19 protein-coding genes are annotated in these 19,238 nt (G+C 61.4%); 18 read left to right on the forward strand and 1 reads right to left on the reverse strand.

Features of this window, described 5'->3' with window-relative positions:
• Positions 1-73 precede the first annotated feature (73 nt).
• From NH195_RS13195 to NH195_RS13275, 17 genes are all read left to right on the forward strand, one after another.
• Complete coding sequence (locus tag NH195_RS13195; RefSeq protein ID WP_066707685.1) at positions 74-1,000, forward strand: LysR family transcriptional regulator; 927 nt, start codon at positions 74-76, stop codon at positions 998-1,000.
• Positions 1,001-1,101: 101 nt separating this feature from the next.
• Positions 1,102-3,018 carry an elongation factor G gene (locus NH195_RS13200; RefSeq protein WP_066707689.1) on the forward strand — a complete coding sequence of 639 codons (1,917 nt, stop codon included), beginning with the start codon at positions 1,102-1,104 and terminating at the stop codon, positions 3,016-3,018.
• 159 nt (positions 3,019-3,177) lie between these two features.
• Positions 3,178-4,341 carry an efflux RND transporter periplasmic adaptor subunit gene (locus NH195_RS13205; RefSeq protein WP_066707692.1) on the forward strand — a complete coding sequence of 388 codons (1,164 nt, stop codon included), beginning with the start codon at positions 3,178-3,180 and terminating at the stop codon, positions 4,339-4,341.
• Between the two features lies 1 nt (position 4,342).
• Positions 4,343-6,289 (forward strand): MacB family efflux pump subunit, encoded by a 1,947-nt coding sequence (locus tag NH195_RS13210; protein WP_066707695.1) that lies wholly within the window; start codon positions 4,343-4,345, stop codon positions 6,287-6,289.
• Positions 6,290-6,385: 96 nt separating this feature from the next.
• Positions 6,386-7,066 (forward strand): MotA/TolQ/ExbB proton channel family protein, encoded by a 681-nt coding sequence (locus NH195_RS13215; protein WP_238379757.1) that lies wholly within the window; start codon positions 6,386-6,388, stop codon positions 7,064-7,066.
• Positions 7,067-7,069: 3 nt separating this feature from the next.
• A complete protein-coding gene (locus NH195_RS13220; RefSeq protein ID WP_066707698.1) occupies positions 7,070-7,450 on the forward strand; it encodes an ExbD/TolR family protein in 381 nt (126 codons plus the stop codon).
• 3 nt (positions 7,451-7,453) lie between these two features.
• A complete protein-coding gene (locus NH195_RS13225) occupies positions 7,454-7,882 on the forward strand; it encodes an ExbD/TolR family protein (protein ID WP_066707699.1) in 429 nt (142 codons plus the stop codon).
• Positions 7,879-8,700, forward strand: coding sequence for an energy transducer TonB family protein (locus NH195_RS13230; protein WP_066707701.1), 822 nt, complete (start codon positions 7,879-7,881; stop codon positions 8,698-8,700). Before NH195_RS13225 ends, NH195_RS13230 begins: the two co-directional genes overlap by 4 nt.
• 68 nt (positions 8,701-8,768) lie before the next feature.
• A complete protein-coding gene (locus NH195_RS13235; RefSeq protein WP_162265876.1) occupies positions 8,769-9,647 on the forward strand; it encodes an NAD-dependent epimerase/dehydratase family protein in 879 nt (292 codons plus the stop codon).
• Positions 9,644-10,249 (forward strand): sugar transferase, encoded by a 606-nt coding sequence (locus NH195_RS13240; protein ID WP_066707705.1) that lies wholly within the window; start codon positions 9,644-9,646, stop codon positions 10,247-10,249. The genes NH195_RS13235 and NH195_RS13240 overlap by 4 nt, the downstream gene beginning before the upstream one ends.
• Positions 10,250-10,381: 132 nt before the next feature.
• A complete protein-coding gene (locus NH195_RS13245) occupies positions 10,382-12,271 on the forward strand; it encodes a polysaccharide biosynthesis protein (RefSeq protein WP_238379758.1) in 1,890 nt (629 codons plus the stop codon).
• A gap of 256 nt (positions 12,272-12,527) precedes the next feature.
• Entirely contained in the window at positions 12,528-13,667 is a 1,140-nt protein-coding gene (locus tag NH195_RS13250; RefSeq protein WP_066707711.1) for a capsular polysaccharide export protein, LipB/KpsS family, read from the forward strand.
• A 72-nt stretch (positions 13,668-13,739) separates the two neighbouring features.
• Positions 13,740-14,762, forward strand: coding sequence for an aspartate-semialdehyde dehydrogenase (locus tag NH195_RS13255; protein WP_066707714.1), 1,023 nt, complete (start codon positions 13,740-13,742; stop codon positions 14,760-14,762).
• Positions 14,763-15,103: 341 nt separating this feature from the next.
• Positions 15,104-15,316: a hypothetical protein gene (locus NH195_RS13260; RefSeq protein WP_066707717.1), complete on the forward strand. Its 213-nt coding sequence runs from the start codon at positions 15,104-15,106 to the stop codon at positions 15,314-15,316.
• A 123-nt stretch (positions 15,317-15,439) separates the two neighbouring features.
• Positions 15,440-17,092, forward strand: coding sequence for a DUF4139 domain-containing protein (locus tag NH195_RS13265; protein WP_066707720.1), 1,653 nt, complete (start codon positions 15,440-15,442; stop codon positions 17,090-17,092).
• A gap of 363 nt (positions 17,093-17,455) precedes the next feature.
• Positions 17,456-17,671 (forward strand): hypothetical protein, encoded by a 216-nt coding sequence (locus tag NH195_RS13270; RefSeq protein ID WP_066707723.1) that lies wholly within the window; start codon positions 17,456-17,458, stop codon positions 17,669-17,671.
• 28 nt (positions 17,672-17,699) lie between these two features.
• Positions 17,700-17,987 carry a hypothetical protein gene (locus NH195_RS13275; RefSeq protein WP_066707726.1) on the forward strand — a complete coding sequence of 96 codons (288 nt, stop codon included), beginning with the start codon at positions 17,700-17,702 and terminating at the stop codon, positions 17,985-17,987.
• A 22-nt stretch (positions 17,988-18,009) separates the two neighbouring features.
• Here the strand turns inward: NH195_RS13275 and NH195_RS13280 are convergent, their stop codons facing one another.
• On the reverse strand, positions 18,010-18,657 hold the full coding sequence (locus NH195_RS13280; protein WP_066707728.1) for a carbonic anhydrase: 648 nt from the start codon (positions 18,655-18,657) through the stop codon (positions 18,010-18,012).
• 170 nt (positions 18,658-18,827) lie between these two features.
• Between NH195_RS13280 and NH195_RS13285 the strand changes: the two genes are divergently transcribed.
• Positions 18,828-19,205: a hypothetical protein gene (locus tag NH195_RS13285; protein WP_238379759.1), complete on the forward strand. Its 378-nt coding sequence runs from the start codon at positions 18,828-18,830 to the stop codon at positions 19,203-19,205.
• The last annotated feature ends 33 nt before the right edge of the window (positions 19,206-19,238 follow it).

Here is a 19,238-nt window from a genome sequence, read left to right on the forward strand (position 1 = left end):
GCACTTGCGCGGATCGAATAGAATGGCGAAGGTGTGGAATAACTTTCTCCATATTGTTCTTAATGAGGATGCCATGGATCTGATCGACGGATTGCGCGCCTTTGTCGCCACGGCGGAGACCGGGTCTTTTACCGGGGCGGCGGACCGGCTTGGGATCTCCAACCGGCTGACCTCGAAATATGTGGCCGAATTGGAAGAGCGCCTTGGCGTGCGCCTGTTGCAGCGAACCACGCGACGAGTGGGGCTGACCTCTTCGGGGGAAGATCTCCTGTCCCGTGCGCCGGCGCTTCTCGACGATCTCGACGCCATGCTGGGTGAGGTCACCGAAGACACGCGCGGATTTTCCGGTACGATCCGCATTTCGGCTCCCGTCACCTTTGGCGAGGTCTACGTCAAGGATCTGCTGGCGCGCTTTGCAGCGCCGCATCCGGAACTGATCATCGACCTGCGGCTGAGCGACGCCTATGTCGATCTCGCGTCCGGGGGCATTGATCTGGCCTTTCGGATCGGGGCCTCGGCCGTGTCCTCGCTCAAACGTCGCAAACTCGGCATGCTGAGCTCGGTGCTCGTGGCGTCCCCGGCCTATCTCGACGCCCAGGGCATTCCGGAAAAGCCCGAAGACCTGATAGATCACCAATGCATTCTCGATACCAACCGGCGCAATCCGATGCGCTGGCCTTTCGGGCCGGAGGGGCAGGAGGTGTTCATACAGGTGCCGGGGCGGTTTATGGTCAACAGTGCCCGCGCCGCCCGCGATCTGGCGGTTGCCGGGCATGGCGTCGCCTTTTGTCCGACCTTCGTTCTGGGCGACGATCTCGAGGCGGGGCGACTTGTGGCCTTGATGCCGGAGAGTGTCGGGCCTCAGCATCCGGTCAGCGTCGTCTATCTCGAAGGGCGCACCCTGCCGCGCAAGGTGCGGGCGCTGATCGACTTTGCTTTGGTGGATTTCCGACGCACCGGCGGGTTGGCGAACGGGACGGAAGAAAACCCGCAAACTTGACCTGAGCCAAGGTCAGGGCGCATCCTGACCTGTAGCTTCACTCCGACACGACCCATTGCGGGCCCATTCGGGGTCCGCGGGGCAGCTCGGGAGACATAGCCATGAAAACCGTCACCATTCTAGGACCGTCACAATCCGGCAAATCGGCATTGGCCGCGGCGCTTGCCGGGCTCGATACGGGCAAGCCCCGTTCTCTGAGCCTGTTCGGCGAGACCGCGGTGACCCTGTTTCGTTATCTCGATGAGGATTGGGCGCTTCTCGATTGCCCTGGCGGGGCCGAAGGGTTGGCGCAGGCCGGTGCGGCGCTTGCCGTGAGCGACGCTGCCGTGCTTTGCGTTCCGGCGGAAGCCGAGGCGGCGGTTCTGGCTGCGCCGTATTTGCGGCTGCTGGAGGCGTCCGGCCTGCCGACGCTTGTTTTCATCAACAAGGTGGATGCCGCCACCGACCGCACCGCCGAGATTGCAGCGGCGCTTCAGGCCTATTCTGCCCATGGCATCGTGTTGCGCGAAGTGCCGATCCGCGAAAATGGCGAGATCACCGGCATGGTCGATCTGATTTCCGAACGCGCCTGGGCCTTCAAGGAAGGCGAGCGTTCGGCTTTGGTCGAAATGCCGGATTCCGCCCGCGCGCGCGAAGCGGAGGCCCGCGCCGAGCTTTTGGAACATCTCGCCGATTTCGATGATCGACTGCTCGAAGAGCTGATCGAAGATCAGAAACCGATGTCCGATGAGCTTTACGACGTGGCGACGAAAGTGTTGCAGCATCATGACCTGATCCCCGCCTTTCTCGGCTCCGCGACGGGGGCCAACGGGCTGACGCGGCTGATGAAAAGCCTGCGTCACGAGGTGCCTGCGGTGGATACACTCACCGAACGCTTCGGTGCGACGCCGGTGGCCGTCGGGATTTTTGCCGATCAGATCAAACACCTTGGCAAGACCGTTCTGATCCGTGCCGTGGGTGAGACGTTGAAACCGGGCTCTGTGCTGATGGGGGAAACCATTGGATCACTGGTCGACATCGACACGAAAACCGCGCTCTCCAAATTGGCTCCGGGAGCCATCGGGCTGACCGTGAAAACTGATCATCTCGGCTTGCGCGCGCCGATCTATGGCGCCTCGGAGGCCATCGACACGCCCGACTGGGCCGTGCCGCACAAACCGAAGAACCGGGTGCTTTTGGCGCCGCAAAACGAACGCGACGAGGCGCGGCTTTCGGCGGCGCTCGGCAAGCTGGCGGACATCGACCCCGGTCTGGCCATTGAACAGGATGCGCAAAGCGGCAAGGCGGTTCTGGCCACCCAGGGGGCGTTGCATCAGCGGCGTGTGCTCGAAAAACTCACCGAGGTGTTCGGTGTTCCCGTCGACACCCAACCTATCCCGCCCGCGTTGCGGGAGACCATCTCGAAACCCGGCGGCACGCATTATCGCCACCGCAAACAATCCGGCGGTGCCGGGCAGTTCGCCGATGTGGTGATCGAGGTCGCGCCGCTGGCCCGTGGCGAAGGCTTTGTCTTCGAGGAAGTCGTGAAAGGCGGCGCCGTGCCGCGCAACTACATGTCCGCCGTCGAGGCGGGGGTGCGCGATGCGCTGGCCGAAGGACCGAACGGTCTGCCGGTCGTCGATGTGAAAGTCACGCTCACCGATGGCAAGCATCATGCCGTGGACAGTTCAGACTTCGCCTTCCGGACGGCGGCGAAGGCGGCGGTGCGCGAGGCCTTGGCCGCGTGCAAACCGGTGGTGCTGCAACCGATCGACAAGATCGCGATTCACGTGCCGAGCGTCTATTCCGGCGGGTTGATGCCGATGGTGACCGGGCTCAAAGGGCAGGTGCTCGGCTTTGACGCCCATCCCGATGCCGCTGGCTGGGATGTGTTCAACGCGCTCCTGCCCGCCATGGCCGAGGGGGAGCTGTTCCAGTCCCTGGGCGGTGCGACCCGGGGTACGGCTTGGTTCGAGGCGGAGCTCGATCATTACGAGGAAACCTATGAACCTTTGGCACAGCTTGTTCCTGCGGGATGAAGTGACGCATGGGCATGAGACAAAACCGCCGGGACTTCGGGTTCCGGCGGTTTTTCGTGATGATTTTCCGGTGGACGCGACGGAGTGTGCGCCTATCTGCGTATCATGTCTTAAATGCGGGTTTCACGGCCCGTTTCTGTTTCGCTTGAAAGGTTTGTCATGAAAACCCCGTTGCGCCTGCTGATCGTCGCTCTTGTGGTTGTGGCCGGATATTTCGGTTGGACCTGGTACAGGGGGGATGCCGAAGTTGCGCCACCGCAGACGGCGGAGGTGGCCCGCGGCACGGTGCAGCAAACCGTCCTGGCCTCCGGTGTGATTGAGGCGAGCCAACTGGTCAGCGTCGGCGCGCGGACCTCGGGTCAGATCGAGGAACTGGCGGTTGCCTTGGGCGATACCGTGGCGGCAGGCGATCTGATCGCGCAGATCGACAGCGAAGATCAGCAGAACGACCTTTTGCAGGCGCAGGCGGATCTCGCCAATATCGAGGCACAGATCGCGGCGAAGCGCGCCAATATCAAACAGGCGGAACTGAGCCTGACCCGGGTCACCAGCCTTCATGCCCAGAATTACGCGTCGCAGGAAGATGTCGAGGCGGCCGAGGCGACGCTTGAGGTCTATCAGGCCGAACTCGATGCCTTGAACGCGCAAAGATCCAGTGCTGAGGTCAAGGTTTCGACAGCGCAGATCGCGCTGGACCGGACGAAAGTGACCGCGCCCATGGCCGGAACGGTGGTCGCCGTTGTGGTGGACGCGGGCCAGACGGTGAACGCCAGCATGGATGCCCCGACCATTGTGAAGCTTGCCAATCTCGACAAGATGATCGTCAAGGCGGAGATTTCCGAGGCCGATGTCGTGCATGTCGCGCCGGGGCAGAGGGTTAGCTTCACCATCCTGGGCGAACCGGACAAGGCGTTCGAGGCCACCGTGCGTGACGTCGAGCCTGCGCCGTCCGAGATTGAGGACAGCGACACGATCAGCACGGATGAGGCGATCTATTACAACGGGCGGCTCGAGGTTGAGAACCCCGACCATCTGTTGCGCATCGGCATGACGACCGAAGTGTCCATCGTGCTGGACGAGGCGGTCGATGTGCTGACCGTGCCGTCTTCGGCGCTGAGCGGCGGGGCGGACGGGCGTTACACGGTCGAGATTTACGACGCAGCCGACAACACGCGCCAAGCCCGGCAGGTCGAGGTTGGCCTGAACAACAAGGTAATCGCGGAAATCACGTCGGGCCTGAACGAGGGCGATCTCGTGGTGACAGGTGCGGCGGTGAGCGCCGCGACCGGCAGCACCCGGATGGGGCCGGGAGGGATGTTCTGAGATGACCGAACCGCTTATTTCCGCGCGTGGCATCAGCCGCTCGTTTCAGGCCGGGGACGAAACCATCACCGTGCTGCGCGATGTCGATATCGACATTTATCCGGGCGAGATGGTCGCGATCATCGGCGCTTCGGGGTCGGGGAAGTCGACGCTGATGAATATCCTTGGCTGTCTCGATCGGGCCAGTTCCGGGACCTACAGTTTCAGTGGCAAGGATGTGAGCGATCTCGAACCCGACGAGTTGGCGCAGCTCCGGCGCGAACATTTTGGTTTTATCTTCCAGCGCTATCAACTGCTTCCCGATCTCGATGCCGTGGGCAACGTGGAAGTCCCCGCGATCTACGCCGGGGCCGGTCGGGCGGCGCGGCGCGAGCATGCGAAAGAGCTTCTGACCCAGTTGGGGCTCGACACCCGCCTCGATCACAGGCCTTCTGAATTGTCGGGTGGCCAGCAACAGCGGGTCTCTGTTGCGCGCGCTCTGATGAACGGCGGTGAGGTGATCCTCGCCGACGAGCCCACAGGTGCGCTCGACAGCAAAAGCGGCGAAGACCTGATCAACCTGCTTCTGGAACTGAATGCCAAGGGCCACACCATCGTCATGGTGACACACGATCCAAAGGTGGCCGAACACGCCCATCGGATCGTCGAGATCAGCGACGGGCGGATCATTTCCGACACGCGCAAGGAAGATGGCGCATCGTCACGGGCCACAATCGAACGTCCCATGAAACAGGCCGCCGGGCTGGGCGCCTCTTTCCGGCGCCTGACCGAAGCCTTCAACATCTCGCTCAAAGCCATGCTGGCCCATCGCACGCGGTCTTTCCTGACCATGCTGGGCATTATCATCGGCATCGCCTCGGTGGTTCTGGTGGTGGCGCTCGGAAACGGGTCGCAGGAGAAGGTGCTGGAGAACATCTCCTCGCTCGGGACGAACACGATCACCGTGCGGGCAGGCTCCGGTTTCGGGGCGCGGGATCAGGGACGGATCGAGACGCTCGTGCCGTCGGATGCCGATGCGCTGGCGCTCATGGATCTTGCCGACAGCGTTTCGCCTGCCGTCTCGTCCTCCGCGACGGTGCGTTATCGCAATACCGAAGCCTCGGCGTCGATCAATGGCGTGTCCGGCGATTACTTTCAGGTGCATGCCTATGAGACGATCCTAGGCTCCGCGTTCGGCGATGAGGACATCGAGGGCTACACGCAGGTTGCCGTGATCGACGAGGACACAGAGGACACGTTTTTCGATGAAGGCACCGATCCGCTCGGCGAGGTGATTTTCCTCGGCAACGTGCCGGTTCGGGTGATCGGCATCGTGCGCTCCACCGGCGCAACCTTCGGCCCTTCGTCGCTCAATGTCTGGGTGCCCTATACCACGGCTATGGCGCGGGTCTCCGGCCAGGATAACCTGAGCAGCATCGGTGTCCGGGTTGCCGACGATTACGACATGGATCAGGCCGAGGTGGAAATCACCGCGCTTCTGACCGCACGTCACGGCACCAAGGATTTCTTCCTGTCGAACTCCGACACGATTCGCGAAACCATCACGTCGACGACTCAGACGCTGACCTATCTCGTGGCGATGATCGCGGTGATTTCCCTTGTTGTCGGCGGTATCGGCGTGATGAACATCATGCTCGTCTCCGTCACCGAACGGACCAAGGAAATCGGCGTGCGCATCGCCATTGGTGCCAGGCGTTCGGATATCGTCAGCCAGTTCCTGATCGAAGCGGTCATGGTCTGTCTCGTCGGCGGTGTGCTCGGTATTCTAGGCGCGCTGACCGGCGGCTATCTGATTGAGGAATTCGCCTCCAGCGTGCGGTTGAGTTTCTCGACCACCGCGATTGTCGTGGCATTTCTGTCGTCGACCCTGATCGGCGTGACCTTCGGCTTCCTGCCAGCCCGCAATGCCGCACGGCTCGATCCGGTGGTGGCGCTGAGCCGGGAATGAGTGCACATATCTTGACTAAAAAACTAGGATAATCTATCCGAGGGCAAACGCCAGCTGAATGGATCAGCCAGCTACACGCATAGTATGGTGACTGACATGGATGATTCGGCTCTCTTTGCCTCTCTGTTCGACTTTCTTGCCAAGGGCGGTCCCTCGATCTGGGCGATCGCGGCGCTGTCGGTGATCACGCTGGCGCTGATCTTCTGGAAGCTCTGGGATCTGGCCTATCTCGGGGCCTGGCGCAGCACGTCCGCCGGAGAAGAGGCGATTGCTCTCTGGGCCAGAGGTGACGTCGCCGGAGCCGAAGCCCGTCTGGCCGGGCGTAAGGGGCTGCGTTCGCGCTTCATCCGTGCCGCTTTCGAGGCCCATGGCAATTCCGCCTATGACGATACCGGGGCTGAGGCGGAAACAACGCGGATCGCAAAGGGCTTTCTCGCCCGTGCGCGGTCCGGTCTGCGTCCGCTCGAACTGATCGCAACCATTGCGCCTCTTCTGGGTCTTCTTGGCACCGTGCTCGGTATGATCTCCGCCTTCCAGACGCTTCAGGAAGCGGGGGCCAAGGCCGATCCGGCGCTGCTTGCGGGTGGCATCTGGGAGGCGCTTCTGACCACCGCCGCCGGGATGGCCGTGGCAATCCCGGCCTCCATCGCGTTTACCGGCTTCGAGGCGGTTGCCGACCGTCTGCGTCACGAGTTCGAGGATATGGCGACCCGCATCTACCTGCGCCCGCGCGACGTGGCGCAGCAACCGGTCCCGATGGCGCAAGCGGCGGAGTGACCCATGGAGTTCGGCGCACCCCGGCGCAAGCACCGCATGTCGCTCACGCCGATGATCGACGTGGTCTTCTTGCTTCTGGTGTTCTTCATGCTGGCCTCGCGTTTTGGTTCTCCGGCGCAATTGTCCCTGACGCTCGGCGGCGGCGCGGCGCAGGGCTATTCCGGTCCGCCGCGTCTGGTGCGTGTCGGTGCGGAAGAGTTGAAACTCAACGGTGCGGTTGAGGACGAAGAGGCGCTGGTCGCCCGTTTGCAGGAGTTGGTGGATAGCCCGGAGGATATCGTGGTGCTGCGACCCGACGATGCCGAGGTTCCGCTGCAAAGGCTTGTGAGTGTGATGGAATGGTTGGGCGAGGCCGGGTTCACCAATCTGGTTCTGGTGGAGTGAGCGATGGATTTCTCTGAAACGCCCCGCCCGCAGGCCTCTGAGAGCGTCGTTCCGATGATCAACGTCGTCTTCCTGCTGCTGATCTTCTTCCTGATGACCGCGGAAATCGCGCCACCCGATCCGCTTGAACTCGATCTGCCGGACGCTGGCGTCGAGGCCGAAATCACCGCCCCCCTGCCGCTTTATTTGGGCAGGGACGGCACGCTCGCTTTCCGGGATGTGCAGGGCGAGGAGGCGGTGTTGCGGGCGCTCGAGTTGGAACGCATCGCGCTTTGTGCCGATGGCGGTTGTGAGGGCGCGAGCGGGCCGTCGATTGCCATGAGTGCGGATCGCGAGGTCTCGGCCGCGACACTGGCCGCGCTTCTGCCGAAACTGGCGGCACTCGGGTTTCCAAAGGTGGAACTGGTGACCCGGGCAGGAGGTGGGGCATGAACCGTGTTCTGACCGGCACGCTCTTTGTCTCGCTCGCGCTCGGTGCGCATCTTGCGGTCGCCGCTGTGGCATTGATGGATCATTCCGCTGGCACGGCGGCCTCTGGCGAAGGCGGTGAGGATCTCCTGTCGCTTCAGGCCTCGAACGTGGCGCTGGCGGCCATGGTCGAGCGTTGGGAAGAGGTGCCGGAAATGGCCCCCGATCTGCCGAGGGCTCCGGAACCGCCCAAACCGGTCATGGAGGCTCTGGAGGATATTCCCGAACTCGATCTGGCTCCGAACGCCATGGCGCTTCCGGTGCCGATGCAGCCCGTGGAACAGGCGGATGCGTTTGATGCGCCGGAACCGCCGAAAGCCCCGGAACCGCCGAAGCCGGAACCGAAACCCGCTCCGAAAGCACAACAGTCGCAGCAGGCGCAACGCGCTGTGCAGGGTAGCGATCGCTCCAGCGAGGAAGCCCGTGCCGCAGGTCGTGGCGGAGGACAGCAGGCGGGCGAGGCCCGTGCGTCGCAAGGTGCGGGGCTCAGTGCGGCCAAGCGCCAGTCGGCCCTGTCGAGCTGGGGGGCAAGCATCCGCTCACGCATCGAACGTCGCAAGCGGGCGCCGCGTGGGGCCGGCGCGGGGATCGTGACCGTGAGTTTCCGGGTCAGCCGCGAGGGCGCTTTGCTGAGCGTCGGTGTGGCGAAAAGCTCGGGCAATCCGGCTCTCGACGCGGCGGCGGTCGAGGCGGTGAAACGGGCTGGCCGCTTCCCGGCGGCGCCAGCGGAGTTGACCGACGCCAGCTATCCGATGAGCCTGCCGATCAGATTCTCTGGCTGAGCCGAGGGCACTGGTCTGATGGGGGTTAAGCGTCTAGCATGATGCGGACGCTTTCCACGGGAGCCGCCATGCCAGACCATCGTGCCGCTTATCTCGGGGCTTCCGGCCGGATCGGGGGGCTTCTTCGCGTGGCGGAACGGCTATTTCCGGAGGACGCCCCAGGATGTCTCTGGCAATACCGCGCTGCGGACTCGTGCACTGAGAACTCATTCCTTTGGTCGGACTTCCGCGACCCCGCGCCTTTGGTTGCTGCGCGGAGCCAGCATGGTTTCGATTGTATTTTGATATTTTCTGGCGCAAGCGGGGATAAAGACGATCCAGATTCGATGCGAGTCCATGTCACCACTGTCGATCATGCGATCACGGCGGGGCTGCGTGCCGGGGTGTCACGCTTTCTTGTGGCCTCGTCTTCCGCCGTCTATGGCCCGGGCCGGGGCAAACCGTTTCGCGAAGAGGATCTCCTCGCGCCGATCAATGCCTATGGCCATGCCAAGGCCGAGATGGAAACCCTCTGCACCCGTCGCGCCGCGATGGAGGGGATCGAGATTTGTGCTCTGCGGATCGGCAATGTCGCCGGGGCGGATATGCTTTTGGGCAATGCCCGGTCTCGTGCGGGTGCCAGCCTGTCGCTCGATATCTTCCCGGATGGGCACAGCCCTGAGCGGTCTTATATCGGCCCGGTGACGCTGCTGCGCGTGTTGCGTGCCTTGAGTACGCTCCAGAGCCTCCCGCCGGTGCTCAATCTTGCGGGCGCGCGCCCTGTGGCCATGTCCGATCTGCTTGATGCGGCGGGGGTGCCTTGGACTGCGCGCCCGAGGACCGATGCCGGACATCAGAAGATTTCCCTGGCGACATCCCGTCTGGCGCGGCTGTGCCCCGAGATTGAACTGAAAGCCTCGGCGCAAGAGATTGTTGCCGAATGGAATGCTGTGAGGGCCGGAACATGAGCTTTGGAAAACGCCTGTTCGATCTGTCGCTGGCTGTGTGTCTCGGGCTGCTGTCGCTGCCGGTGATCGGAGTTCTGGCCGCAGTGATCCTGCTGCGCGACGGGCGACCGGTGTTTTTCCTGTCCGAGCGGATGAAAACGCCGGAACAGGGCTTTCAGTTGGTCAAGTTTCGCACCATGACCCTTTCGGCGACCGACAGCGGTGTGTCCGGTGGCGACAAGACAGATCGCATCACCCGCACAGGCGGGTTTCTGCGTCGCACCCGGCTCGATGAACTGCCACAGCTCTGGAACATCCTCAGAGGTGACATGTCCTTTGTCGGGCCACGTCCTCCCCTGCGGCTCTATGTCGAGCGTCACCCGGAACTTTACCGGACCGTGTTGCAGAACAGGCCGGGGGTGACAGGGCTTGCAACCCTGACGTTTCATGCCCACGAGGCGCGTCTTTTGGTCGATTGCGTTACACCTGAGGCGACGGATGCGGTCTATTCCCGCAGATGCGTGCCCCGGAAAGCACGTCTGGATTTGCTCTATAAGAAAAACGCAAGCATTTGTTTTGACGTGAAGATTATTATAAAAACTTTGCTTGGCGTGCTGAGGTAGCGCCGTTTTGGCATGCCGCTGACGATGCCTCGATTTCCGTCAGACGTTTTCGGCGCTGTTATTGGCTTGTTAACTTTACTCTGACTAATTTGAGAAAAGTGGGATGGAAACACACTGTAAGGCGAGTTGGTCGTGTACAGGAAAGTACTTATCGTAGGTTTGACGTCTCTGCCGCGCAATGTGATCCGCGCGGTGATCCTGATGTCCGATTTTCTGGTACTGACGCTCTCGCTTCTCCTGAGCCTGCAGCTTTTGCCTGGAATGGAGGTGGCCGGAGACAACGTGACCCTGCTTTGGCTTTGCGGTGCGCTGATGACCGGGGGGCTGTTGCTGAATGTGATATTCCGATTGGATCGGATCAAACTGGTCATGCTGAACTCACGGGACCTGATGACCATCTTTCGGTTCAGCCTCGGCATCGCCCTGGTGCTCTGGGCTGCGAGCGTTGCGCTCGGCGTGCCGCATTCCGGGGCCGCGGTGTTGACTTTCGGCATCTTCGTCTTTGCGGGTCTGGTGGTCTCGCGTGCCATCGCGGTTTCGATCCTCAGCGGACTGCGCGAGCATTTGCACAGGCGCAAGAGCGTGGCGATTTTCGGGGCCGGTGCTGCGGGGGTGCAGCTTGCGTCGGCCATGGGGCAATCGCCGGATCGACGGGTGGTGGCCTTCTTCGATGACAATCCTGCAATGCAGGGCATGGACATCGGAGGGATACCGGTTCTGCCCTCCGGGAATCTGGTGCAGGATGTCTTTCGCAATGCGATTTCCGAGGTGATGATTGCCCTGCCGGACAGTGCCCGCAAGCGGCGTGATACGATTGTCGATCTGTGTGAGCGGGTCGATATCCCGGTCCAGATTCTGCCTTCTTTCATTGATATGCTGGTCGAGCGCGGGAATGCGCGATTGCGGACGGTGGACCCCGACGAGGTGCTGGGGCGTGGCAAGGTCGATCTGGATACGCCTGAGATGGTCAAGAGCTATGCCGGACGGGTGATCATGGTGACGGGGGCCGGGGGCTCCATCGGGTCGGAGCTTTGTCGCCAGTTGCTCAATTGCCAGCCGAACAAGATCGTCCTGTTCGAGCAGAACGAATACAATCTTTACGCGCTCGATCTCGAGTTGCGATCCCGCGCCCTGGCCCGCGACATCGAGATTCTGCCCTGCCTTGGCACGGTGACGGATGCCGGGCGCCTGCGCCATGTTATGCGCCAGCACGGGGTGGAGATCGTCTTGCACGCGGCCGCCTACAAACATGTTCCCCTGGTCGAAAACAACGAGATCGAAGGCACACGCAACAACGTCATGGGGACGAAAATCCTTGCCGATATGGCGGTGCAGGAAGGGGTCGAGCGCTTCATTCTCGTGTCGACCGACAAGGCTGTGCGGCCGAGCAGCGTCATGGGGGCGACGAAGCGGATTTCCGAACTGATCGTTCAGGACATTCAGAGCCGCGCGCCCCGCACCAAATTCTCGATGGTCCGGTTTGGCAATGTTCTGGGCTCGTCCGGATCGGTCTTGCCGCTGTTTCAGGCCCAGATCGAAAGCGGTGGGCCCGTGACGGTCACCCATCCCGAGATGCGCCGGTACTTCATGACCATTGCAGAGGCATCGCGGCTTGTGCTTCTGGCCGGGGCCTATGCCGAAGGTGGCGATGTGTTCGTGCTCGACATGGGCAAACCGCAAAAGATCATGGACCTGGCGCGCAAGTTGATCCAGCTTTCCGGGCGCAGTGTCAAAGACCCTCTGACCGGGCAAGGCGACATCGAGATCAGGATCATCGGTCTGCGTCCGGGCGAAAAGCTTTATGAGGAGCTGTTTGTCGATCTGGACGATCTCCGCAAAACGCCACACCCGAAAATTCTGCGGGCGGAGGAGCATTGTCTGAGCCAGATCGAGGTTGCCGGCCTGTTGCGGGAGATCCAGGCGGCGATCGAGGCCGCTAATTGCGATAAACTGCGCGGGATTGTGATGGGGTACGCACACCGGCATGACCCGACGCGGGAGGTTCGGACTGGAGCCGTCTAGCTCAACGCACCGGGCGGTTTAGATCTTTCAAGGCGATGAAGACAACCGGAACGGTTTTCGTGCAACGTGACCCATGCACGTTGCCGACGGTTTCCATGCGCAAAGCACCGCTGAAAGGGGCGTGTAAGGAGATCATCCACGAGGGTTCGAGCCATGGCGCGATCCGGCCTGTGAGCCCAGCGGACGTCAGCCCGATCTTGTCGCCTTACCTCGGCTCGCATAGGTAAGAGTAGAGGACAGAGAAAGGCGGGGCGCGATGATCACCTATCTCAAGGGCTATGCGAAAAAGAAGGACAGTTTCATGTCCTCCGTGGCTGAGGCCGATGGTGGTGCTCAGGTGCTTTGGACGATCCCCATGTCGCTGCGTGATTTTACGGAGACCCGCGCGCGTGTCGATGCGGCGCTGGCGGTCGCCAAACGTCAGCCGAGAGGGCCGATAGGGCGTGCGCTCAAACGTCTGCTTATCCGGCTGCAATATAATGGATCGCGGCGCTATTTCACGCGGCATCGCGAGACGGTGGCGCTGTGCTGGAACGGCATCACCGGATCGCGGCGGGTGTTCATGGAGGGGGCAAAGGACGCAGGCGTTCCGACGCTTTACGCCGAACTGGCGCCCTTTCCCGGGCGGATGCAGCTCGATCACAGCGGGGTCAATGCGCTTGGCTCCCTGCCGTGCGATCCCCGGTTCTATACCTCCTGGGCGGCGGGGCGTGCGGATCGGCAGGATGACGGGTGGCGGCACCTGGGGGCCAATCTGACGGCACGGGCGTCAAAGCGTGCCGATGTCGGGCAGGCGGCCGGCGTCGATCTTGCCGGGGAGAAATTTCTCTTCGTGCCGTTGCAGGTTCCGAACGACAGCCAGATCACCCTGTTTTCCGGCTGGGTCGGATCGGTGCCGAACATGCTGGCCGAACTGGCGAAAGCGGCGTCTTCCCTGCCCGAAGGCTGGCATATCCGTGTCAAGGAACATCCCTCTGCCAAGACCTCGCTCGCCTGGCCATTGGCGCGTGCCGTCGAGGCGGCAAAGGGGCGGATCGTGGTCGACAACCAGACCGACACATTCGAACAGGTCCGGGCGAGCCGGGGCGTGATCACCATCAACTCTTCCGTCGGGTTGCAGGCGTTTTTCTATGACAAGCCGGTGATCGTTCTGGGGCAGGCGTTCTTTGCCCTGCCGGGACTCGTTCGCGTGGCCGGGAATGCAGAGGCCCTCAGTGGCGCGCTCTATCAGGCGGAATCACTGTCCTTCGATCCCGAACTCAGGGCGGCATTCATGAGCTATCTTGATCAGGTCCATTTTCCGCATGTATCGGACGACCCTATTGCGGGTGTCGTGATCGACCAAAAGGCCGCACAAGCGCGAATTGAGGCCGCCAGAGCGGCCGCGCGGCGCTAAACCCCCTTTCTTCTCCTGCCCCTTTCGAGTAAGGCTCCGCGCCAGTCACCCTGGACGAATGAGGAGTGCCAAATGGGCTATAAGGTCGTCGTCGCGGGCGCCACGGGCAATGTGGGCCGCGAAATGCTGAACATCCTCGCCGAGCGCGAGTTTCCTGTCGATGAGATTGTGGCGCTGGCGTCGCGCAAATCTCTTGGCACCGAAGTGAGCTTTGGCGACAAGACCCTGACCACCAAGGACCTCGACACGTTCGATTTCTCCGGTTGGGACATCGCCCTGTTTGCGGTCGGTTCCGACGCCACCAAAACCTACGCCCCCAAAGCGGCGGCGGCGGGCTGTGTCGTGATCGACAACTCGTCCCTCTATCGCTACGATCCGGAGATTCCGCTGATCGTGCCGGAAGTGAACCCGGATGCGATCGAGATGTACAAGAACAAGAACATCATCGCGAACCCGAACTGTTCCACCGCGCAGATGGTTGTGGCTCTGAAGCCGCTGCATGACCGTGCGAAGATCAAACGCGTTGTGGTCTCCACCTATCAATCCGTGTCCGGCGCCGGCAAAGAGGGGATCGACGAGCTTTGGGACCAGACCAAGGGCATGTATGTGCCGGGTCAGGAAGTCGCCCCGTCGAAATTCACCAAACAGATTGCCTTCAACGTGATCCCGCATATCGACGTTTTCATGGACTCGGGCGACACGAAAGAAGAGTGGAAGATGGTCGCCGAGACCAAGAAGATCGTTGATCCCGCGATCAAGGTTACCGCGACCTGCGTGCGCGTGCCGGTCTTCGTCGGTCACTCCGAGAGCATTAACATCGAGTTCGAGGACTTCCTCGACGAGGATGAAGCCCGTGAAATCCTGCGCACCGCGCCGGGGATTCTCGTGGTCGATAAACGCGAGAACGGCGGTTACGTGACCCCGGTCGAATGCGTCGGCGATTTCGCGACCTTCATTTCCCGTATCCGTCAGGATGTGACCGTCGAGAACGGTCTGAATCTGTGGTGCGTCTCCGACAACCTGCGCAAGGGCGCGGCGCTGAACGCGGTTCAGATTGCCGAACTGCTCGGTCGCCGGGTGCTCAAGAAGGGCTGAGACGTCCGGCCTGGGTGAAAGAGGGTAACTAAACTCTTAACGAAAGGGCGCTTGCGGGCGCCCTTTTTCATTGAGGTTCGTGGCGTCGATTCGCCGAATTGAGGGCATGTTCACGGCGTTTCCGGGAAACCGGAAAGGAGCGGCCTGTATTGTGGGCGGGTTCTGCCGTGAAAAGCAGCTATTTTTAAACATTCAACCCACTGAAATCGTATTGAAATCCTTGGTAGAGTTGCTCGGGGCATGTGTTAACTTTAAACTTTATTCATACACGCGGCGCATATGTGACGCTGTTATGCTTAGTTCGGCCTGACGACAGAGCCATGCAACGAAGGGGTAGGGTGATGTTTCGAGTGAAAATAGATCTTGGCGCCATGCGGCATCACGAGATCAAAAAATCTGGCGCGGGGGCATCGGACCGTCTGGAAGATCGTTTGGGCGACTGGGCGGAGGAATTGGCCAAGCCCCATCCGCAGCTCACCAAGGAAGACCTGTGCAGGACCTTCCACGAGAAGTTTCACGATGGGTGCAACCGCGACACCAAGACGGTCGCCTGACCTGATGTCGGGGGATCGGCGAGCTTTCGCCATGCTGGGGATGTTGCCCTGCCTTGGGCTGAATTCCCCTTGCGCAGAGCGGCGTTGCATTGGACCTTTCCTCTGACCGGTAAGGAGGAAATCATGTTCCCGAAATTCAGCACCCGTTCCATTCTGACCCTTTCATGTTTGGCGGGGAGCGCTCTGATTGCGCTGCCAGCCTTTGCGGAGCGGTTCGAGGCGCGCAGCCTCGTCACCGAGGCGACACTCTACCCGCAAGGCGCGATGATCACCCGCAATGCGACCGTGACCCTGCCAGCGGGCCAGCACGAGATCGTTTTTGTCGACATTCCGCAGGGCTACGATCCGCTTGAGATCGAGCGGAGTTTGCAGATCCGGGTGGACGGCGGCGCTCTCGGGCCCGTGTCCTATGGTGTCGCGCCGATCACGGAGGCGCTTTTGTTCCGCTCCGAGGCGGAGAAAGCCGCCAAGGCGCGTGTCGATGCGCTTGAGGACGAGATCAGCGCGCGGCGCAGTGAGATCATGAAGATCGGTTTCGAAGACGATGCGGCGCAGGATGTTCTTGCCTATCTCGGGAGCCTGAATGCGGGTGAGGATGCGGAACAGACCGCCGCGACCGCCCGGATGATCCGTGAGGAATCGCTTGCTGCGCGTCTTGCAGGGCTCGACGCGTCACGTCGTGTCGATGCGGCGAATGAGGCGCTTGAAACGCTTGAGCATGAACTGACGGAGGCGCAAATCGCCCTCGATCTTTTGGTGCCGAGCACTGAGGATCGGATTTCGATCACGCTTCCGGTCCGTATGGAGCAGGCGGGCGAGGTGCAGGTCGGTTTCACCTACATGTCCGAAGACGCTTCCTGGCAGCCGCGTTACACCGCCCGGCTCGACACGGATGCGGGTACGATGGAACTGGTGCGTTCGGTCTTTGTCGAACAGAACACGCGGGAACCGTGGTTCGACGTGGCGCTGCGCTTTGCGACCGACAATCCGAACCGCAAACCGGCTCCGAACGAGGTCTACGAATATGTGCGCCGGGTCTATGAACCGCGCCCCGTTGAGCCGTTGATGCGCGCCACGGCAAGTGTTTCGGTTGAGATGGACGGCTATGCCGAACCGGTGATGGAGGCCGCGCCGATGGTCAAGATGCGGGCTAATCTGACGGGGCTGAGCCAGACCTATGAGGCGTCTGAACCCGCCAGTCTCTATTCCGACACGGAAGGGCGCGAATTCATGCTGGCCTCTCTGGCGCTGTCGCCGGAGATCGTTGTGCGCGCCGTGCCGCTCTATGAGAACACCGGCTATCTCATGGCCAGCTTCACCAATGACACCGGCGAGATGCTGGTGCCCGGCGAGGTTCGGCTGATCCGGGACGGGGTAAGCCTTGGCACAGTGATGCTCGAGACCGTGGTGAACGGGGCGGACACCGAGATGGCCTTCGGGGCGGTGGATGGCATTGCCGTGGATCGCGTTCTCCTGACCCGCAACGAGGGCGACCGGGGCGTGATTTCCAAGTCTAACGAGGCGGCGAGCGAATGGCGCATCAGCGTGGAGAACCACACGGGGCGGAGCTGGCCGGTGGAGGTCGTGGACCGTGTGTCCGTGTCCGAACAGGACGAGTTGAAGATCGACTGGACCGCCCGCCCCGCGCCGGATGTCGAGGGGCGCGACGATAAACGCGGGGTGCTGGCCTGGCATTTCGATCTTGATGCGGGGGCGCGACAGGAGATCGTTCTGGGCGAAAACCTGCGTTGGCCGGAGGGAAAGGAACTGCAATGAGGGATGTTTAGGCACAACCAAGGGGCGAATATTCTTCTCCTAGTCGGGCTGTGATTCGGGGTATTCGAGGGGAACGCGGGCGCCGTCACAAAGCTGCCCCAAAGTTGCCTCGACCCCGCCAGACCCTCGTCACGGGTCTCAATTGAAATTAACCATCCCATCGCTGATGGGATGAATTTTAATTTTTGGAAATCCTCGTGTGCGAGAAGATTAAATGTCTGTTTTTCATAAAAAATAAATTCCATGAGCGGCCGTCCCGCCGCAGTTGTCTTAAATTGTTTCCATGCTTGAATTTCGCTGGTGGTGTGGCTGTGCTCCCATGGTCCTAAGGGTTCCGGGGGCACGGACCGAAAGGATGGAAACATGATCAAGCTGATGAAGACCACAGGCCAGTCCGTCGAGGCCAAGGGTGCGATCCTTTTCAACTGGGAGGTGCATGTCCTTGAGGCGACCGGCCGTCCCGCCAATCACAACCTGACACGGGAGGCACGTCGTTCGAACGTGGTCCTGCTCGGGGGATATCGTAACGATCCGGACTATCGCCCGGATCTCGGCGCCCGCCTCGCGCTGGCCGCCTGATCGTCAGACATTCAGAAAGGACAGATCCATGACCGACTATTTCGCCAAAGCCCGCCAAGGCCGCATCATTGCGCTGAACCTGTATCAGAGCGGTGCCGTGATGTTCTTTCCGGAAGAGCTCGATGAGATCGTTTCGACCGAGCGTCCGACGAGTCGTCATGTGGTGACGCAGATGAGCAAACCGATGTTCGTGCGCTCCGTTTCCGTGCACCCCAGTGCGCTGATCGAGGCGCCGCGCCCGGAAGAGGTCGCCAACGCGCCCTTCGTATTGACCGAAGAGCACGCTGTTGAAAACGTGCTGCGTCTGGTGGCCTGATCCGTTGGGATCAGAGCGGGGATCAGACTTGGATAAAGGATTTGGTCTCGGGATCGTATTGGAGAAGATCGCCGTCGCCAATGTCCGTCCAGAGGCCGTGCAGGGTCAGTTTGCCTGTTTCGACGGCCTCGCGGACGAAGGGGAAGCTCATCAGGTTCTCGAGCGAGATCAGGATGGATTCCTTTTCCAGAGCATCCTTGCGTTGCTCTTCCGGCACGTCGAGGACACGTTCGTAACCCGGGCGGAGGATGTCCATCCAGCGACCGACAAACGAGGACTTTTCTTCAAGTTCCGGCGCATGGCCCGAGCACATGTCATAGCACCCCTGAACGCCGCCGCAGTTGGAATGCCCGAGGATCACGATATGGGCCACTTTCAGCGCGGTGACGGCGTATTCCACCGCCGCCGATGTGCCGTGGTGGTCGCCGTCGTTGGTGAAGGGCGGCACGAGGTTCGCGATGTTGCGGTGAATGAAGAATTCGCCCTGATCCGCCCCGAAGATGGAGGTCACATGCACACGGGAATCGCAACACGCGATGATGAAGGCGCGGGGGCGCTGTCCCTCTTCCGCGAGCTTCTTGTACCAGGTGCGATTGTCGTTGAAGGTCGTGGCCTTCCAGCCGTGATAGCGTTGGACCATGTAGTTCGGGAGGGGGCGTGCGTATTTCATCGGGTGAAACGTTCCTTTTCAGACGTCTGCTGCCAAATTGCCGCGAATGTAATGAGAGTTTTCGGGGAATTCGAGTGAGAAACTGCTTTGCATTAAACCTTTTCTTGAGGGTCTTGTTGCAAAGTTTCTGCATAGCGCGTGGGGGCGCATGAGATTTGTGGGGTAGAGACATGGTGGTGTCAAAGTTGCGGCCGGACGGGACGGTCGAGGTGGATCGTGATCGTTTGGATCAATTGTACAGTCAGTTGGGAACCTCCGGCGCGGACGGCGTTGTCTCGCGCGCGATGGAAGAGCTGGCGGTGCGACTGGCCAAGGTCGACAGCAGCTATCGCAAGGGCCAGTTCGCGGAGATGCAGCGGGCGGCGCGTTCGATGATCGCGATCTCGGAACAGATCGGCATGGTCACTTTCGCCCGGGTCGCGGGGGATGTGAAGGCACTGGCCTTGACCGATGACAGCACGGCGCTGGCCGCCTGTGTCGAGCGACTGATGCGGATCGGTGAGAATTCCCTTCTGGCGGTCTGGGATTTGCAGGGGGCCTCTCTCTGAAGCGGGTCAGGGGCGAGACGGGTGCGGATGTCC

The sequence above is a fragment of the Celeribacter ethanolicus genome (genome assembly GCF_001550095.1).
Lineage (GTDB): Bacteria > Pseudomonadota > Alphaproteobacteria > Rhodobacterales > Rhodobacteraceae > Celeribacter > Celeribacter ethanolicus.

What these genes read in the sequence shown, in the direction of transcription:
- NH195_RS13240 (WP_066707705.1), top strand. Translation starts at nt 9,644, where the DNA reads ATGAGCTTTGGAAAACGCCTGTTCGATCTGTCGCTGGCTGTGTGTCTC.
- NH195_RS13235 (WP_162265876.1), top strand. Translation starts at nt 8,769, where the DNA reads ATGCCAGACCATCGTGCCGCTTATCTCGGGGCTTCCGGCCGGATCGGG.
- NH195_RS13215 (WP_238379757.1), top strand. Translation starts at nt 6,386, where the DNA reads ATGGATGATTCGGCTCTCTTTGCCTCTCTGTTCGACTTTCTTGCCAAG.
- NH195_RS13210 (WP_066707695.1), top strand. Translation starts at nt 4,343, where the DNA reads ATGACCGAACCGCTTATTTCCGCGCGTGGCATCAGCCGCTCGTTTCAG.
- NH195_RS13205 (WP_066707692.1), top strand. Translation starts at nt 3,178, where the DNA reads ATGAAAACCCCGTTGCGCCTGCTGATCGTCGCTCTTGTGGTTGTGGCC.
- NH195_RS13200 (WP_066707689.1), top strand. Translation starts at nt 1,102, where the DNA reads ATGAAAACCGTCACCATTCTAGGACCGTCACAATCCGGCAAATCGGCA.
- NH195_RS13265 (WP_066707720.1), top strand. Translation starts at nt 15,440, where the DNA reads ATGTTCCCGAAATTCAGCACCCGTTCCATTCTGACCCTTTCATGTTTG.
- NH195_RS13220 (WP_066707698.1), top strand. Translation starts at nt 7,070, where the DNA reads ATGGAGTTCGGCGCACCCCGGCGCAAGCACCGCATGTCGCTCACGCCG.
- NH195_RS13285 (WP_238379759.1), top strand. Translation starts at nt 18,828, where the DNA reads ATGGTGGTGTCAAAGTTGCGGCCGGACGGGACGGTCGAGGTGGATCGT.
- NH195_RS13280 (WP_066707728.1), bottom strand. Translation starts at nt 18,657, where the DNA reads ATGAAATACGCACGCCCCCTCCCGAACTACATGGTCCAACGCTATCAC.
- NH195_RS13250 (WP_066707711.1), top strand. Translation starts at nt 12,528, where the DNA reads ATGATCACCTATCTCAAGGGCTATGCGAAAAAGAAGGACAGTTTCATG.
- NH195_RS13195 (WP_066707685.1), top strand. Translation starts at nt 74, where the DNA reads ATGGATCTGATCGACGGATTGCGCGCCTTTGTCGCCACGGCGGAGACC.
- NH195_RS13225 (WP_066707699.1), top strand. Translation starts at nt 7,454, where the DNA reads ATGGATTTCTCTGAAACGCCCCGCCCGCAGGCCTCTGAGAGCGTCGTT.
- NH195_RS13255 (WP_066707714.1), top strand. Translation starts at nt 13,740, where the DNA reads ATGGGCTATAAGGTCGTCGTCGCGGGCGCCACGGGCAATGTGGGCCGC.
- NH195_RS13260 (WP_066707717.1), top strand. Translation starts at nt 15,104, where the DNA reads ATGTTTCGAGTGAAAATAGATCTTGGCGCCATGCGGCATCACGAGATC.
- NH195_RS13230 (WP_066707701.1), top strand. Translation starts at nt 7,879, where the DNA reads ATGAACCGTGTTCTGACCGGCACGCTCTTTGTCTCGCTCGCGCTCGGT.
- NH195_RS13270 (WP_066707723.1), top strand. Translation starts at nt 17,456, where the DNA reads ATGATCAAGCTGATGAAGACCACAGGCCAGTCCGTCGAGGCCAAGGGT.
- NH195_RS13275 (WP_066707726.1), top strand. Translation starts at nt 17,700, where the DNA reads ATGACCGACTATTTCGCCAAAGCCCGCCAAGGCCGCATCATTGCGCTG.